Origin of the sequence: Actinomadura roseirufa (assembly GCF_900659635.1) — a bacterium.
Classification (GTDB): domain Bacteria; phylum Actinomycetota; class Actinomycetes; order Streptosporangiales; family Streptosporangiaceae; genus Spirillospora; species Spirillospora roseirufa.
In genome coordinates this window covers 59,860-75,331 of sequence record NZ_CAACVB010000002.1, presented here as the reverse complement: position 1 = coordinate 75,331, position 15,472 = coordinate 59,860, and the positions used below count along the sequence as shown (strand labels likewise).

The 15,472-nt window shown below is 70.2% G+C and carries 14 protein-coding genes; 9 read left to right on the top strand and 5 right to left on the bottom strand.

All coding sequences use genetic code 11. The annotated features are described in order from the left end of the window. Window position 1: 1 nt before the first annotated feature. Window positions 2-931 (bottom strand): GntR family transcriptional regulator YhfZ, encoded by a 930-nt coding sequence (yhfZ, locus tag E1291_RS00815; protein ID WP_131735561.1) that lies wholly within the window; start codon window positions 929-931, stop codon window positions 2-4. 438 nt (window positions 932-1,369) lie between these two features. Further along, window positions 1,370-2,134 carry a relaxase domain-containing protein gene (locus E1291_RS00810; RefSeq protein WP_131735560.1) on the bottom strand — a complete coding sequence of 255 codons (765 nt, stop codon included), beginning with the start codon at window positions 2,132-2,134 and terminating at the stop codon, window positions 1,370-1,372. 135 nt (window positions 2,135-2,269) lie between these two features. Here E1291_RS00810 and E1291_RS00805 point away from each other — a divergent pair, with 135 nt between their 5' ends. The 3 genes from E1291_RS00805 to E1291_RS00795 are packed head-to-tail and all read left to right on the top strand — an operon-like array spanning window position 2,270 to window position 6,724. Further along, window positions 2,270-2,677 carry a hypothetical protein gene (locus E1291_RS00805; protein WP_131735559.1) on the top strand — a complete coding sequence of 136 codons (408 nt, stop codon included), beginning with the start codon at window positions 2,270-2,272 and terminating at the stop codon, window positions 2,675-2,677. Window positions 2,678-2,695: 18 nt separating this feature from the next. Beyond that, window positions 2,696-6,106 (top strand): CHAT domain-containing protein, encoded by a 3,411-nt coding sequence (locus tag E1291_RS00800; protein WP_165494900.1) that lies wholly within the window; start codon window positions 2,696-2,698, stop codon window positions 6,104-6,106. 54 nt (window positions 6,107-6,160) lie between these two features. After that, the gene (locus tag E1291_RS00795; protein ID WP_131735557.1) at window positions 6,161-6,724 is read left to right on the top strand and encodes a hypothetical protein; all 564 of its coding nucleotides are present in this window, start codon (window positions 6,161-6,163) and stop codon (window positions 6,722-6,724) included. A 55-nt stretch (window positions 6,725-6,779) separates the two neighbouring features. On the opposite strand, the gene E1291_RS00790 is transcribed toward E1291_RS00795, so the two are convergent. Beyond that, window positions 6,780-7,451, bottom strand: a complete 672-nt coding sequence (locus E1291_RS00790) for a response regulator transcription factor (RefSeq protein ID WP_131735556.1) — start codon at window positions 7,449-7,451, stop codon at window positions 6,780-6,782. Continuing rightward, on the bottom strand, window positions 7,448-8,722 hold the full coding sequence (locus tag E1291_RS00785; RefSeq protein WP_165494899.1) for a sensor histidine kinase: 1,275 nt from the start codon (window positions 8,720-8,722) through the stop codon (window positions 7,448-7,450). The genes E1291_RS00790 and E1291_RS00785 overlap by 4 nt, the downstream gene beginning before the upstream one ends. Before the next feature lie 151 nt (window positions 8,723-8,873). On the opposite strand from E1291_RS00785, the gene E1291_RS00780 reads away from it, so the two are divergent. The 3 genes from E1291_RS00780 to E1291_RS00770 all read left to right on the top strand — a co-directional run bounded on the left by E1291_RS00780 (window position 8,874) and on the right by E1291_RS00770 (window position 13,141). Beyond that, window positions 8,874-9,584, top strand: a complete 711-nt coding sequence (locus E1291_RS00780; protein WP_131735554.1) for an ABC transporter ATP-binding protein — start codon at window positions 8,874-8,876, stop codon at window positions 9,582-9,584. Then, on the top strand, window positions 9,581-11,917 hold the full coding sequence (locus tag E1291_RS00775; RefSeq protein ID WP_131735553.1) for an ABC transporter permease: 2,337 nt from the start codon (window positions 9,581-9,583) through the stop codon (window positions 11,915-11,917). The genes E1291_RS00780 and E1291_RS00775 overlap by 4 nt, the downstream gene beginning before the upstream one ends. A 231-nt stretch (window positions 11,918-12,148) precedes the next feature. Next, window positions 12,149-13,141 (top strand): NucA/NucB deoxyribonuclease domain-containing protein, encoded by a 993-nt coding sequence (locus E1291_RS00770; RefSeq protein WP_165494898.1) that lies wholly within the window; start codon window positions 12,149-12,151, stop codon window positions 13,139-13,141. A 66-nt stretch (window positions 13,142-13,207) separates the two neighbouring features. On the opposite strand, the gene E1291_RS00765 is transcribed toward E1291_RS00770, so the two are convergent. After that, complete coding sequence (locus E1291_RS00765) at window positions 13,208-13,771, bottom strand: dihydrofolate reductase family protein (RefSeq protein ID WP_131735551.1); 564 nt, start codon at window positions 13,769-13,771, stop codon at window positions 13,208-13,210. 166 nt (window positions 13,772-13,937) lie between these two features. Here E1291_RS00765 and E1291_RS00760 point away from each other — a divergent pair, with 166 nt between their 5' ends. Genes E1291_RS00760 through E1291_RS43635 form a run of 3 tightly spaced genes read left to right on the top strand, consistent with a single transcriptional unit; the run spans window position 13,938 to window position 15,382 of the window. Further along, window positions 13,938-14,987: an LLM class flavin-dependent oxidoreductase gene (locus E1291_RS00760; RefSeq protein ID WP_131735550.1), complete on the top strand. Its 1,050-nt coding sequence runs from the start codon at window positions 13,938-13,940 to the stop codon at window positions 14,985-14,987. Beyond that, window positions 14,984-15,169, top strand: a complete 186-nt coding sequence (locus tag E1291_RS43640) for an NAD(P)H-binding protein (RefSeq protein ID WP_165494905.1) — start codon at window positions 14,984-14,986, stop codon at window positions 15,167-15,169. The genes E1291_RS00760 and E1291_RS43640 overlap by 4 nt, the downstream gene beginning before the upstream one ends. 18 nt (window positions 15,170-15,187) lie before the next feature. Beyond that, complete coding sequence (locus E1291_RS43635) at window positions 15,188-15,382, top strand: hypothetical protein (RefSeq protein WP_165494897.1); 195 nt, start codon at window positions 15,188-15,190, stop codon at window positions 15,380-15,382. Window positions 15,383-15,472: the final 90 nt, after the last annotated feature.

Sequence of the window (15,472 nt, the reverse complement as noted above, 5' to 3'; positions counted from 1 at the left end):
ATCAGTACGAAGGCAGCCGGTCGCCGGTCAGGACGGCCTGCTGCGTGCGGGTCACGAGCTCGGCCGAGAGGCGGTCGCGCACCACGTCCAGGGCGGACGAGGCGTCGGCGCGGGCGGCCAGGACCGCACTGGAGTTCCGGCCCGCGAGATCGGTCGACGTCACCTCGTCGAAGGGGATCGTCGTGACCTCCTCGTCGATGTGCTGGTGGATCTCATCGAGGTTCCACACCGTCGCGTCCACCTCGCCCCGCCGGAACAGCTCCCCGAGCTGCATGTACGACGTCTCGACGTACCGGACGGGCCGTTCGGCGAAGACGAGCCGGGTGAGCCGCTGCTGGTCGACGGAACTCGTGTCGACGGCCACCGCCAGCCCCGGATCGTCCAGCGACGCCCCCGCCCGCAGCAGCACCCCGTGCGCACCGACGAACGTGCGCGCTCCCAGGTCGGCGAGCTGGGCGATCGGGTAGTCCTCGCCGAACTCCTCGAACGCCAGCCGGGACACCACGATCAGGTCCGCCCGTCCGGCCAGCAGCGCGTCGAGCCGGACCTGCGCGCCCCGCATGAACGTCAGCGCGAACGGGATCTCGGCGTCCTCGAACGCCTCCCGCAGCCCGGTCGCCAGGCCCTCGTACCGGCGCGAGTACGGCAGCGGCATCGCCGCGAGCATCGTCCCGAGCCCGGCCAGCTGCCACAGTCCGGCCCGGTCGACGGCCCGCAGGTAGGTGCCGAGATGCCCGCGGGCCTCGGTCTGCACCGCGCCCGCGCTCTCCAGCAGCTGCAAGGCCGCCTGCACCGTGCCGTTGCCGACACCGAGCCGTTCGGCGTAGTCACGGATCCTCGGCAACCGCGAATCCGTGCGCTGATTGAGCAGTTCGGCCGCCAATTGCCGGGCGGTCATGCCGTTCCGCGTCAGGAACCGTGCGTCCAACATGGGCGGAACAATAACCAGGATCCTGTACAAGGGTCAATGGCCGGCACGAACCCGGCCGCGAGAAGGTCCGGAACCCCCGCGGCGCTCGGTGCCGGCGCACCCCGGGAACCCGAACCGCCCACAGCGCGCTCGTCCGTGCCGTGGGGGAAGCTCAGGCGCGTTCGCGGCGACGGTTTCGCATCGCCGCCACCGCGAAGCCGCCGGCAGCGCACGAGGTCACGCCGGTTTCCGTGATGACCGCCGCCGGTCATCACGTCGTGTCGCGGCGGGCCGCAGGGTCGGGTCGGTGCGGTGGTTCACCGTGATCGGTGGCATCCGGCGGCAGGATCCGGCGTCGGCCGGTACCCGCCTGCTCACCGGCATGCGCTCGGCCTCGTCCCCGCTGGTCACCCTCTCCAGGGCGAGATCAAACGGTCGAGGTCGTCCGCTGCTACGGGGCTAGCCGAAGCTCGCTACCGCGCAGCCGGTGTTCTGCCAGAACTCGTGGTCGTCGAGCAGTTCTTGGGGGACACCGGCCATTTCAAAGGAGTGTTCGGCGTTGCCGGGGGTGCGGACGACCGAGTACCCCAGTTCCACCATTCTTTGGGCGAGCTCCCCTTCGCCGAAGGCGTCACATTGAGCGAGGGTCTCTCCGTTGTACAGCGTGGCTTCGTCCGGCAGCGTCAAAGTTCCGGTTTCGTCCAGGACGGCGAACAGGAGGCTGTGGACGTGGAGCATCGGAGGAATCGCGCCGTTCGCCGCCGACAGCGTGCCGACGGCGTGCAGGACCAGTGACGCGACGAGCGATCGCGCCGGCCGAATGCCATTGATCACCGGATTGTCGGCGGTGAGCCGGGTGAGCATGCGGGCCGCGCAGTCCAGCACCGCCTCCTCGACGTCCGCGCGCGGGCCGGGCGCGAGCCGGCTCCAGAGGAGGGACAGGGAGTTCGGGGCCTTGAAAGTGAGGTCGAAGACCTCACCGGCGGGGATGATGGGCGCACCGGTGCGAACGTGGCGGCCGCTCAGCACCGCCGTCAGATCACGCGTGCGGACCGCCGTCCCCGCGCGCAGACCCGCTTTCCTCAGCGCTTCATCCGAGCCGTGCCACATCGAGTTGGCCCGAACGCCCGAGTCGGCGCCTTGCGGGGTGAAAGCCTGCGGCGAGAAAGACGGATCGAGCAGCCTGGCCGCGATGTCCGCGACCGTCGACATTTCCTCCGGCATGATTTCTCAAGATCCTCTCGACGAGGCGCCACGGCGACAGGTTTATCACATGCACACCTTCAATGGGATGCCTTCACAAACATCGCCATGAGCACCGGGATCGGCTATCGTCCAAGTGCTCACAAGGGGGGTCGAGTGGCTGGGAACGAAGACGGTGACGCGCACGACCTGGTCCTGGTTTGGCAGCGAGCCGACGGGCCCGGGGCGGTGGAGTTCGTCATCACGTCATCCAACGCGGAAGAACTGCTGTCACTGCTGGTCGACGAGGGTGTTTCCGCCGTCCCGCAGGCGCGGCGGGTCCGCGGCGCCGGTACCGATGTGCTCACGACCGTGGTCGCTACGGCCGGTAACGCCGCCGCCTGGGCCGCCACGGGGGTGGCGGTGCGGAAGTTCATCGACCGCCACAAGGGCAAGCGCATTCAGGTCGACGAGGACGGGCTGGCCGAAGCGGAGAACTATTCGGCTCGCGACATCGAACGGATCGTCCGGGCGTTGTCGGCCGTCGAGCGCGACGACAACGACGACAGCGGTGGGCAGAAGTAACGCGGGGTAGCGGGCTCGATGAACTCTTCTCAGATGGTCGCCGCCGTTCACGAGTCCGTCTTGATGGCCCTCCGGACGCGCCTGCACGAGAGTGCGGGCGTCCCGCGGCCCCAGCTGCACATGTTCACCGGGGATTCCGGCCTCTCCTACGCGGGCTGCGTGGTGGCCCGGGAATTCGATCGGGGCGATGACGCCGCGTGGGCCGTGCGCGGGCTCGGTCACCCGCCGTCCGCCCTTCCCGCCGACCGGGTCCTGATCGTATGGGAGCAGGCCGATCTCCTGATCTCGCTCGGCGCGCCGGACCTGGTGGAAGGGCGCGCGTTGATGTTCCTCGACGCCACAGTCGACGACTACAGCGTGACCCGATATCCGTTCGAGCCCAGGACCGGCCCGGGTTCGTCGTTCGACATTCGGTGGGGGGAACCGCACACCGCGGAGCGCCCGGCGCTACCGGGGCTGATCATCGAAGTGCTCGACATCTGGCGGGACTTCCTCCCGGACGACTTCGTGGCCACCGTGAAGGAACTGCAAGAGGGCGGCTACACCTATGTCCCGGCCGCCCGCAGCGACCCTCAGCCCAGTTCCGAGAACGTCCACCATATGGTCAGCGCGGCGCTGGCCTCGGGCGAGCCCGAAGCGGTCGAACGCGCGTTCCGGGCACTGCGCGAAGTATTGACCGCGATGCCGGAGCACGACCCGCGGCGCGGGTTGTACTTGGTCGACTTCAGCCTGGTCCTGCAATTGCGCTACGAGAACAGCGGCGACCTCGACGACGCACGGGAGGCGGTGCGCGCGGCCCGTGATGCCGCGCCGTTCCCTGACGGCGGGATGCCGGCCAAGCGACTCAACGTGCTGGGCACCGCCCTGCGGATCTGGTACGAGCAGACCGGCGAGCCCGCCGCGCTGAGCGAGGCGATCACCGTCGGCCGTCAGGCCGTGGACGTGATCCCGGACGGCGACCCGAACCACGGGACCTGCCTGGCCAACCTCGCCTGGGCGTTGCACGCGTCGTTCCTGGCCGACGGGTCCCCCGCAAGCCTGGCCGTGGCCCTGTCCGCGTCCCGCCGGGCGTTCGCCGCGCTCGACGCCCTCGACCCGCGTCGCGAGGTCGTCGCCATGTCCATGGGCGTCATGCTGTACAGCGAATACAGCCGGACCGGCGACCTCGCCGTGCTCAACGAGGCCGTCGAGCTGGGCCGGTCGGCGACCGCGGAAACGACCTCGTCCGGCTGGATGCTCGCCGCCAGGCTGACCAACCTTGGACGCACGCTGGAGGCCCGCTACTGGCGGACGGGCGAACTGGAATCGCTGCGCGAGGCCGGCCTCGCTCAGCGACGCGCCCTGGCGGTGGCGCCCCGCGACCACGCGGACCGCGCGCTCTACCAGCTGAACCTCTCCGGGATGTTGCGCGCCCTGTTCGACCGCACCGGCGACGAGGCCGCGCTCGACGAGGCGTACGCCGTGGCGCGGGACGCCGTCAAGGTCGTCCCGGCGGGGCACCCCTTCCGGATCAACCACCTGGCGAACCTCAGCCAGATTCACCACATGCGCTACGCGCTGACCTCGGACACGGCCGAGCTGGACGCGGCGGAGACCCTCCTGCGGGGGGCTCTCGCCGGAGTTTCCGCCGAGCACCCGGGTCGTCCCGCGGTGACGTCCGCCCTGGCTGAAGCCCTTCATCACAGAAGCTCCCACACGGCCGATCCCGGCCTTCTGGACGAGGCCGCCGGACTGGCCCGCGACGCGTTGAACTCCGTCGCCCGCGACCACCCGAATCGCGGTGCGTTCCTGCAGATCCTGGCGGAGATACACCGGACACGTCACGAAAGTCTCGGTGACCGAGCCGCACTGTCCGAGGCGATCGAGCTGTTCCGGGAGTCGGCGGCGGACCCGACATCATCGGTGCGGGGCCGCGTGGACGCCGCTCGCCGCTGGGGGGACATCGCGGCGGCCGACGGCCGGACCGAACTCGCCCTCGACGGCTACGCCACCGCCGTCGAGCTGCTGCCGCTGCTCGCCGCGCGGAGCCTCCACCGCCACGACTCCGAGCACTGGCTCGGCCAGTACGGGGGTCTGGCGAGCGACGCCGCCGCGCTGGCGGTGGAGATGAACGCTCCCGACCGGGCGCTGGAACTGCTCGAACTCGGCCGGACCGTGCTGATGGCGCAGGCGCTGGACATCCGAACCGACATGTCCGCGCTACGGGACCGGGATCCTCGGCTGGCGGACCGCTTCGAATGGCTCAGTACGTGGCTGGAGAAGGATGAGGGCGAACAGCCGAACGGCCGCCGGGAATTGGCCGACGAACTGGAGACGGTCATCGCCGCCGCCCGCGCGCTGCCGGGCATGGACCGTTTCCTGCTTCCGCCCAGGGCCGCGGAACTCTTCGTCCAAGCCGGCCAGGGCCCCATCGTCGTCGTCAACGTCAGCGCTTACCGCAGCGACGCGCTGATCCTCACCGGCAGCGGCCTCCGGCTGCGGTCATTGCCGCAGCTCACCCCCGCCACCGTCCGCGGACATGTGAACCGCTTCCTGACCGCGCTGGAGACCGACTGCAGATCCCCGTACCGCAGTGCGAAAGAACGCGGAGAGCGGGTCCTCTCGGAAACCCTGTCGTGGGTGTGGGAGAACATCTGCGTTCCCGTCCTCGACATCGTTGATCCCGCGCCCGACCAGCGAATGTGGTGGATTCCGACGGGCCTGCTCGGCTTTCTCCCACTGCACGCTGCCGGGGACGAGGCGACCGGCGAATCGATGCTCGTCCGAGCGGTCTGCTCCTATACGCCGTCCATTCGCGCGCTGGCCCATGCCCGGACGACGGCCAGCGGTGGGCCGTCCACTCGGACGCTCGTCGTCGGAATGCCGGAAACCCCCAATGCCTCCGCCCTTCCCGGGGCCTTCCGTGAATCCACTCTCGTCGCCGAACGGGCACCGGATCCGCACGTGCTCATCGGGCCGGAAGCCACCAGCGAAACCGTCACCGCCGCGCTCCAGCACAGTGCGTGGGCGCATTTCGCCTGCCATGCGGTCACCACCGCCAGCCCGTCCAACGGTCACCTCCGGCTCCACGACCATGAGCGGCGTCCGCTCACCGCGGCCGCCATCTCCCGCCTGCGCCTCGGCTCCGCAGCGCTGGCCTATCTCTCCGCCTGCGACAGCGCGGTTTCGACGACCGATCTGGCCGACGAGGTCGTCCACCTGGCGTCCGCCTTCCACCTGGCCGGATACCCCCAGGTCATCGGCACCCTCTGGGCCGTGGACGACGCCGCGGCCACCACGATCGCCGAGCTCGTCTACACCGGGCTCACCCACGGCCGCCCCGATCCCCGCCGCGCGCCCGCCGCACTCCGCGACGCCCTGAGCGGCATGCGCCGAAAGCACCCGCGGCAGCCCTCCCTCTGGGCGAGCCATATCCACATCGGCATCTGAATCAATCCGCGCTTCGGCTGACGCGCCGGCGGAAATGAAGGGAGAATTGATCTCGTGCCCGACATCACCTCAGAACTGCCACGTATCCTGATCGAGGCGAGCAAAGCTGAGCTTCACGCCACCGGAGCGATTCCCCGACCTCAGGTCCATATGCTCGCCGAGGACATGGAGCACTCCTACGTCGGGTTCGTGATCTGCCGAATGTTCTACCGCGGCCAGGACGCCGCCACCGCGATTGGCAACCTGGGCGCATTACCGTCGGTGATGAAGATGACCCGGCTCGTGATCCTGTGGGAGAACCTCGATCTCTTGACCGCGCTTGATCAGGTGACGGGCCTGGCCCCCAGGGCGCTGATGCTGCTCGACGCGCAATTCAACCGGCACACTCTGTACCGGCACCCCTTCGAAGCCGTCCCGACCGGACGGGTCGTGAACGGCGTGCCCACCATCAGCCTCCGCTGGGAGACTTCGCAGCGGACCCATGACGGGCCGCTTCCCGAACCGATCACCACTCTCCTCCGCACGTGGCGCGAGCTCCGCGAGGACGACATGCAAGAAACGGCGATAGCTCTCCAACGATCGGGCTACGAACTCAACTGGGCCACCCCCACCGGCTGAGCAACGATCGCCCGACCGTCTCAGCCCTGACCGAGTACGTCCATGAGAGGTCGTCTCAGACCTCCGAGCCCGGCGTTATGAGCCCTACTTCGTAGGCCAGGACGATCGCCTGGGCCCGGTCCCGTAGATTCAGCTTGCCCAGGATCCGGGTGACGTGCGTCTTCACGGTCGTCTCGCTGAGCTGCAGGGTCTGCGCGATCTCGGCGTTGTTCCGGCCCCGGGCCAGGACCGTCAAGACCTCCAGTTCCCGGGCCGTCAGCGCGGACAGATCCTCGGGGAGGGCAAAGGACCGGCGGTCCCGCCGGGCATAGCGCTGGATGAGCCGACGGGTGATCATCGGTGCGAGCAGGGCATCGCCGGTCCGCACCAGCCGCACCGCCGCGACCAGCTGTTCCGGCGACACGTCCTTGAGCAGGAACCCGCTCGCGCCCGCGGCCATCGCGGCGTACACGTACTGGTCGAGGTCGAAGGTCGTCAGGATGACGACGCGCGGGGCCGGGCCGTCGCGCCCGAGGATCCGGCGGGTCGCCTCCAGTCCGTCGAGCCGCGGCATCCGGATGTCCATCAGCACCACGTCCGGGCTCGTCCGGCGAACGAGTTCGAGCGCTTCCTCGCCGTCGCCGGCCTGACCGACGACCTCGATGCCGTCCGCGACCAGGATCATGGTGAAGCCGGTCCGCACCAGGGCCTGGTCGTCGGCGATGACGACCCGGAGGGCGTCGCTCATCCGGCGTCCGTCGGGATCTGGGCCTCCAGGCGGTAGCCGCCGCTCGGCAGGTGCTCGGTCTCCAAGGTTCCTCCGTAGATCCCGATGCGCTCTCGAAGCCCGACGAGGCCGTGCCCGCCTCCCATGCCGTCCACGCGGGTGCGCTGTATGTCCTCGGCGCCGTTCGCGTTGCCGGTGTTCGTGATGCGGAGCCGGACCGTCCCGGGAAGGTATTCGACCAGCACGGTGACCTGCGAGCCCGAGGCATGCTTCAGGGTGTTGGTGAGCGCCTCCTGAACCACCCGGTAGGCCGCGAGGTCGACACCCGGCGATAATGGCCTAACGGGCCCGTTGACCTGCAGTTCCACGGCCGCGCCGGTGTCGCGAACCCGGCCGACCATGTCCGCGACCTGATCGAGGCCGGGCCGAGGTGCGAGCACGGCCCCGCTCCCGCTCTCCTGACCCGCGCCGAGCGGCTCGGTCCGGGCTTCGTCGCCGTCCATCGTGAGCAGCCCCATGACGTGCCGCAGCTCGGTCATGGCGGCCCGGCCACCGCTCTCGACGGCGAGAAGTGCCTCCCGGGCCAGTTCCGGACGGCTGTCCATGACCTTGCGGGCGGCTCCGGCCTGGATCACGATCACGCTCACGTTGTGGGTGACGACGTCGTGAAGATCGCGGGCGATGCGTGCCCTCTCCTCCTCGGCGGCCCGCCGGGTGGCGAGTCGCTGCTGGAGTTCCAGGGCCCGGATCTGCTGTCTCCATGTGCGGATGGTGGCCGCCGCCAGCACCACCGGCACGAAGAATCCGACCATGAGAATGCCGGGACGAACCGACGTCAGACTGGACCGGTAGTCGGCCAGCAGCACCACGGTGCCGAGCAGGATGCTGCTGATCGCCGGCATCTGGTACGGACTGTGCATCGCTGCGCTGTAGGCGGCGATCACCGTGGCCACCACCAGGAATGTCGGATCCACCCCCGAGTCGTGACGGCCGAAGTGCACCACGAGCAGGACCAGCCAGAACGTGGTCAGTGGAACCCGCCGCCGGAACACGAGGGGTAGCGCGACCGCGAGACCGGTCACGATCCCCCAGGCCCGCCCCGAACTGGCGAGGGTGGCCGTGGAGTCGACCACTTCACCGTGGGCGCCCGCGCGAGCGGCGATCAGGGCGGCGACCAGGAAGGCCAGCCCGCCGTCCAGCAGGAGGGCGCGGCGGGTCACCGGCTTGGCGGGGCCGCCCGGGCGCCCCAAGGCGGCGACGTTCGCGCTCCATCGGCCAAGGACCTTGTGCACCTTGACAGTGTCGCAAGGGCGCCCGCCGGCACGCATCACCCGCCGTGACCACGTGGCCGGTCCGAGCGATGTACGCCTTGAGGATGACCCCGGACCGGCTTCCACATCGCGGACGACGCGGCGGCCGGTGCTCCGTTTCTAGCGTCGAGCCATGGAGAAGACGACCGGCTCCGAGGCCGGCCCCCTCATTTCGATCAGTCATCTGACAAAGCGGTACGAGGCCGGAGATCCAGCGCTGAGCGACCTCACCCTGGAAATTCGGCGCGGCGAGGCGCCGGCCGTGCTGGGGCCCTCCGGCAGCGGCAAGTCGACCCTGCTCAACATGATCGCGGGACTCGACAGGCCCGACGAGGGCACGGTGACCGTGGACGGCGTCCGTGTCGACCGGCTCGGTGAGGCCGGCTCCGCCAAGTACCGGCGGGCGACGATCGGCATGGTCTTCCAGTTCTTCAACCTGCTGGACGACCTGACCGTCCAGGACAACGTGCTGCTGCCCGCCCAACTGGCCGGCATGCCCCGGGCCAAGGCCCGCGAGCGCGCCCTCGAACTGCTGGCCGACCTCGGCATCGAGCAGTACCGGGGCACCTTCCCGGGACGCCTGTCCGGCGGCGAGCGCCAGCGCGTCGCTCTGGCTCGTGCGCTCATGAACCGGCCGCCCCTGATCCTGGCCGACGAGCCGACCGGTGCGCTGGATCGCGCATCCGCCGGCAGCGTCGTCCGGCTCATCCGTGAGCTCAACGAACGCGGGCAGACCATCCTGCTGGTCACTCACGACACCGGCCTCGCGGCGAGCTGCGCCACGCGCACGATCGAACTCGTGGACGGCCGGCTCGTCCGAGACGGCGCGGCGGTCACCCAATGACCGGGGGCCTCGGCACCATCGTGCGCGCGGGCGTCGGGCGCCGTCGCGTCCAGACCCTGGTCATGGGCCTCACGACCACGCTCGCGGTCACCGCGGCGGTACTGGCCGCCGGTCTCATCGTCGCTTCCGAAGGCCCGTTCGACCATGCGTTCAACCGGATGCGCGGCGCCCACCTGTCGGCGCGCTTCGACTCGTCGCAGATCACCCCGGCCCAAGTGTCCGCCACCGCGCGAGCCCGCCAGGTCACGACCGCCGCCGGTCCCTACCCGCTGGTGTCGGTCAAGCCGACCCCGGTGGACACCGATGGGGGTCTGCCACCCGGTATCCAGCTGGCGGACCTGACCGTTGTGGGTCGTCAACCCGGCGGCCCGGTCGACGACCTGACCCTCACCAAGGGGCGCTGGGCCACCAAGCCGGGCGAGATCGTCATGAGCGCCCACAACGAGCCCTTCGTCCTGGGCAACACCATGCGCTTTCCGGGTGTGCCGGGCGACCGGCTGTTCAAGGTCGTCGGCATCGCCCGTTCTGCCGGCGAGACAGCCGACGCCTGGGTCCCGCGGACGACGATCCCCTCGCTCACGGCCCCCGGCAGCCGGGCGGACTACCAGATGCTCTACCGGTTCGAGACGGCGTCGACCCACGCCCAGATGGACGCGGACCGGACCGCGATCGCCGCCCTGGCACCCGGGAGGTCACTGGTCGGAGTGCAGCCCTGGCTGAAAGTGCGGCTGGCCGCGACCCGTGTCTCGGCGACGTTCGCGCCCTTCATCGTGGCGTTCGGCATCCTCGGTCTCATCATGTCGATCCTTGTCATCGGGATCGTCGTGGGCGGCGCGGTGGCGGCCGGCACACGCCGCATCGGAATCCTCAAGTCGCTCGGATTCACGCCCGGTCAGGTGGTGCGGGCTCACCTGGGGCAGGCTCTCATCCCCGGTGGCGCGGGAACCCTGCTCGGTCTGGTCTTCGGAAACCTCGTGGCGATCCCTGTGCTGGGCGACACGGCAGAGGTGTACGGCGTCGGCCGAGCCGGCATCGCCCCATGGGTGGACGTCCTCGTCGCGGCCGTGGCCCTTCTCACCATCGCCGCCGGCGCCTGGGTTCCGGCTCGCCGAGCGGGGAACCTGCGCACCGTCGAGGCCATCACCATGGGCCGCACACCGAGTCGCGACCGGGGCCGCGTGGCCCGGCGGATGCTCGGGCGGCTCCCTCTCCCCCGCCCGCTGACGCTCGGCCTGGCCACCCCGTTCGCGCGTCCCGGTCGATCGGCGACGATGGCGGTCGCCGTGGCGGTCGGCACGATCGGCGCCACGTTCGGAATCGGTCTGGCGCTCTCCCTCAACGGCGTTCAGAGCGGCATCAACCTCCGATCTCCGGGTGACGTGGTGGTCGGCGACCCGACCTCGGCCGTGAACACCGAGAAGGTCGACGCCGCGATCACCCGGCAGCCGGGCACCGGGCAGTGGTTCAACAGCGCCGAGGCGAATCTCGGGGTGGCCGGCCTGGCCGGATCGACCACGGTGATCTCCTATCAGGGGGACTCCTCCTGGGCGTCGTGGCAGATGATCCGGGGACGCTGGTTCCACGGGACGGGCGAGGTCGTCACGGCGTCCGGTTTCCTGCGCGCGACCGGCACCCGCATCGGCGACAGCATCGCGCTCGTCAACGGATCCCGGTCATCGACCGTGAAGATCGTGGGGGAAGCCCTGGACGTCCGCCAGGAGGGCATGCTCATCGTGCTCGACCGGACGTCGATCGCCCCGCTACAGCCGCGGATAGACCCTCTCTCGTACCGGTTCAACGTCCGCCTGAAGCCGGGCGTCGACCGTGACGACTACATCGAGGCGGCGAACCGGGACCTGGAGCCGCTCGGCGTCTCGGCGACCCGCAACAGCAACAAGCTCAGCGACACCGTGGTCTCCATGGACGCTCTGGCCGGCGCCCTCACCGTTCTCCTGCTCTCCGTCGCCGGTCTCGGGGTGCTCAACACCGCCGTCCTCGACACTCGCGAACGAGTGCGCGATCTCGGAGTTCTCAAGGCGCTCGGCATGTCGCCGCGGCAGACGACGGCCATGGTCATCACGTCCGTGGCGGGTGTCGGTCTCATCGCCGGCGTGATCGGTGTTCCCATCGGCGTCGCCGTCCACGGTGTCGTCCTTCCGATCATGGGCCACGCCGCGGGAACCGACATTCCGGCCGTCGACGCGGCGGTCTACGACCTGCCGCTCGTGATCCCGCTGCTCCTGGGCGGACTGGTGATCGCGACCGCGGGCGCTCTGCTGCCCGCCGGGTGGGCGGCTCGCACCCGCACCGCCATCGCCCTCCGCACGGAGTGACCGCCTGAAGCCAGGGCGGCCGGGGTCGGCAATGCGGAATGTCGAGGGGAGGCTGAGCGCCGTGGAGCCGAACCTCTCTCCTCCGGCCGGAGCGCGGGAGGGGGATCGTCCTGCTCCGCCGCTTCGGCGTGGCGGCGGCTCGGGTGTCCGGAGCAGGTCATCGCCGGGACGGGCACATTACCTTCCCTTTACCTTCATCGAGTGACACCAACCTCACATTCCAGACTTCGGGTGCACCGTTCAGGCCGCACCACCCTGCGTCTCGGCGTTGCCGTGGTCACGGCCGCCGCGACTGTCGCCGCCCTGGTTCTCGTGCCGGGCACGGCCTCGGCGAGCCTGCCGGTGGAGCCCACTCTCACCATTAGCTCCCCCACCCGCGCCGCGAGCGCGGCCGCCGTCTGTGCGGGACTGGAGCGGTTGTCGGCGTGCCGGCCGCTGGCGCTGGTCGTGGAGCAGCGCACCACCAGCGGCCAGATCCTGGGCCACGCCGAGGTGAGCATTCAGCGGACCGAGACGCTGTCGGCGACCTCGCGGACCTGGCACCACAAGGTCGCGGTCAACGTCGTGGCCTCACGCGGGACGGTCCGGGGCCATGTCATCCAGGTGCGGCCCCTGTGCAAGGGCGGCTGCTCGCTGTCGCCGCGCTTGACCTCGTTCGGCCTGGTCGCGGGGACCAGGCGCACCTTCGACTTCACCGCCGGCCTGTCCGGATCGGCGACCAGGACCGCGGCGATCAAGGTGGAGTTCCGCGACCTGCAGGGCGGCTCCCGCACCGCCACCCCGCTGGGCGACGTCCGCTGCGACAGCGCGTCCTACCTGGGCGCCAAGGGCGGCTGCGTGCACCCCGCCGGGCTGGCGCTATGGACGCTCAAGCGCGCGGACCCCGCCGTGACCGCGGTCGCCTCGCACATCGCCACCGCCCAGGCGTCCCTGCCCGGCCATCCGGGCCAGTACGGGTACCGGCACCCTCTGCACCGCATCACCGACGCCGCGCAGATCGCCCGCAACCGCCGCACCGTCTGCCCGCCGAGCCTGCCCCGTCCGCCCGGCCAGACATGTGATGAGTATCCGTTCGCTTCCACGGCCGAGGGCGGCGACCCGCGCGGGTTCTCCCGCGCGATGGTCCCCGCCGCCCAGAACAGCGCCGCCGGCGGACGCTTGAGCGCCTTCCTCAAGGCCAATCGGATCATGGCCAAGGACGGCTACTACGTCGCCATCGGCTGACCCGCCGCACGGCACCGCGCCCGGCCGCGGCGACATGGGACGGCCGGGCGCGTCGCGGTGGTTACTTCAACGCGCCACGCGGTAGCGGAGGTAGACGACTCTTGAGCTGAAGGTGCGGGTCTCGACGAGTTCGAGATCCACCCGGCGCTCCTGCTGCGGGAAGAACGGGATGCCGCCGCCGACCAGCACCGGGTAGACCATGGTCCGGTACTCGTCGATCAGATCCGACGCGGCCGCCTCGGCGGCCAGAGTCGCACCGCCGATCGCGATGTCGCCCTCCCCCGGTTCGGCTCGCAACCGCTCGATCTCCTCGGCCAGGCCACCGGAGGCCAGGCGGGCATTGCCCTGAACCTCCGCCAGCGTGGTGGAGAACACCACTTTTGGCAGCGGGTTCCACAGCGCGGTCCATTCGAGCTCTGAGTCGTCGAGCGAACGATCCCGGTCGGCGGTCTCCCAGTACAACATCGTCTCGTACAGCCGTCGCCCCAGCAGGTGGACGCCGACCTCGCGTATCTCATCGATCCAGTAGCGGAAGACGTCCTCGCCGGGAACCTCCCAGTCAAAGCCGCCGTCCGGCCCGACGATGTAACCGTCAAGCGACATGCTCATCGAATAGGTGACACGGCGCATTAGACCTCCTCCTCGGCAATGGGTTCGACAGTACGACCGGTCAAACGCCGCCTGAAGCACCTTTGCCTCCTGTCGGCTTACTCCTTGGCGCGCGGAGATAAGCGCAGAGCCGCAGAGCCGTCAGACTGGGCGAGTTCGATTCGGTTCTTGTGCCTTTGGGGGTTTGATGCGTACAGGCGTCGTGGTCACCGCCCGCCCAGGTGTGGAGGACCTCGCCGTGCGGGCCGAGGAGTTGGGCTTGCACAGCTTCTGGGTCAACGACACCCCGATGGTCCACGGTGACCCCTTCATCGCCCTGGGATTGTGCGCGAAGGCCACCAGCCGCATCAGGCTCGGCATCGGCGTGACCTCACCGGCGCTGCGCTCGGCCCCGGCCGCGGCCGCCGGGTTCGCCGGCCTCAATGCCCTGGCCCCGGGCCGGATCATCTGCGGAGTCGGCACGGGAAACACCGCCCGGCGCACCCTGGGCATGCGGCCGGCCACGGCGGGCACGCTGGAGAGCTTCACCGCCGCACTGCAAGACCTGTGCGCCGGACGCTCGACCGAGTACCGCGAGGGCGACCGGGGCGGCGACATCCGGTTCCTGCACGCCGGGGCTCACGTGAACACCACCGACCCGATCGAGTTCGTCGTGGCCGCGCTGGGACCGAAGGCCGCCGCCGTCGCCGGCCGCCGTGGCGCCGGCCTCATCTCCTTCGGCCTGCTGGACCCCGCCGCGTGGCAGGCGTTGCACGACGTCCGCCGCACGCCCGGCGTCCCCGACTCCCCGGCGAACTCCTACGTGGTCACCGCACTGCACATACTCGACGACGGCGAGGACCCGCACCGCGACGCGGCCCGGGACGCGACGGGCCACCTCGTCCTGTCGCTGCTGGCCTTCGCCGCCGACACCGCCGCCGACACGCCCGCCTTCGTCGAGCAACTCGGCCCCGCCGAACGCGAGGCGGTGCAGCGGCTCCTCGACCGGCGTGGCACCACCGCCACCGCGCCGGACAGGCACACCAAGCTCTACCCCAACTACCTCGGACGCATCGCACCCCAGGACCGGGACCTGGTCCTGCCCTCGCTGATGAACACCCTGGCCCTCGTCGGCACCCGCGCCGAACTCCTCGCCCGCATCAGCACTCTGGAACAGGCCGGCGTTGACGAACTCCTCATCCAGCCGGTGATAGACCCACCCACCGAGATGGCCCGGCTCGCGGAACTCCTCACCTGACTGCCGAGGGTCACCGTGTCCGCGCGCTCACCCGCACTCCCGGCAAGGCCGCCCTGCCCGACGGCGTCGAGGTCGTTCAGGCCGACCTGACCGTCCCCCGGACGCTCCCCGCCGCGCTGGACGGGGTGACCGCCGTCTTCCTCGCCCTGCCCTACGGCATGGATACCACCGCCCTGATCTAGGCGGCCACCAAGGCCGGTGTGCAGCGGATCGTGTTCCTGTCCTCGGGCGCCGTCATCGACGGCGCCGACGAGCAGCCCGACGTCCTTGCGGGCCGCCCGCTACCGTCGAGGACCTCGACCCCGAACCGACCAAGAAGCAGATGGCCCAAGTTCATGGACGGCGAGTTCCTCGACGCACTGTTCGCCCTGATGGCCAAGGCCGACTTCTCCTGACCACGGCCCGTGGGGTGGCACGGGCTGAGCGCTGTCCGGCCGCTTCGGGGTGGACCGCCACGGCGGCGGGACGGTCCACCGGCGGGAGTT

Coding starts and splice junctions, on each gene's coding strand:
- E1291_RS00800 (WP_165494900.1), top strand. CDS start 2,696: ATGAACTCTTCTCAGATGGTCGCCGCCGTTCACGAGTCCGTCTTGATG.
- yhfZ (WP_131735561.1), bottom strand. CDS start 931: ATGTTGGACGCACGGTTCCTGACGCGGAACGGCATGACCGCCCGGCAA.
- E1291_RS00780 (WP_131735554.1), top strand. CDS start 8,874: ATGGAGAAGACGACCGGCTCCGAGGCCGGCCCCCTCATTTCGATCAGT.
- E1291_RS00765 (WP_131735551.1), bottom strand. CDS start 13,771: ATGCGCCGTGTCACCTATTCGATGAGCATGTCGCTTGACGGTTACATC.
- E1291_RS00790 (WP_131735556.1), bottom strand. CDS start 7,451: ATGAGCGACGCCCTCCGGGTCGTCATCGCCGACGACCAGGCCCTGGTG.
- E1291_RS00775 (WP_131735553.1), top strand. CDS start 9,581: ATGACCGGGGGCCTCGGCACCATCGTGCGCGCGGGCGTCGGGCGCCGT.
- E1291_RS00810 (WP_131735560.1), bottom strand. CDS start 2,134: ATGCCGGAGGAAATGTCGACGGTCGCGGACATCGCGGCCAGGCTGCTC.
- E1291_RS00760 (WP_131735550.1), top strand. CDS start 13,938: ATGCGTACAGGCGTCGTGGTCACCGCCCGCCCAGGTGTGGAGGACCTC.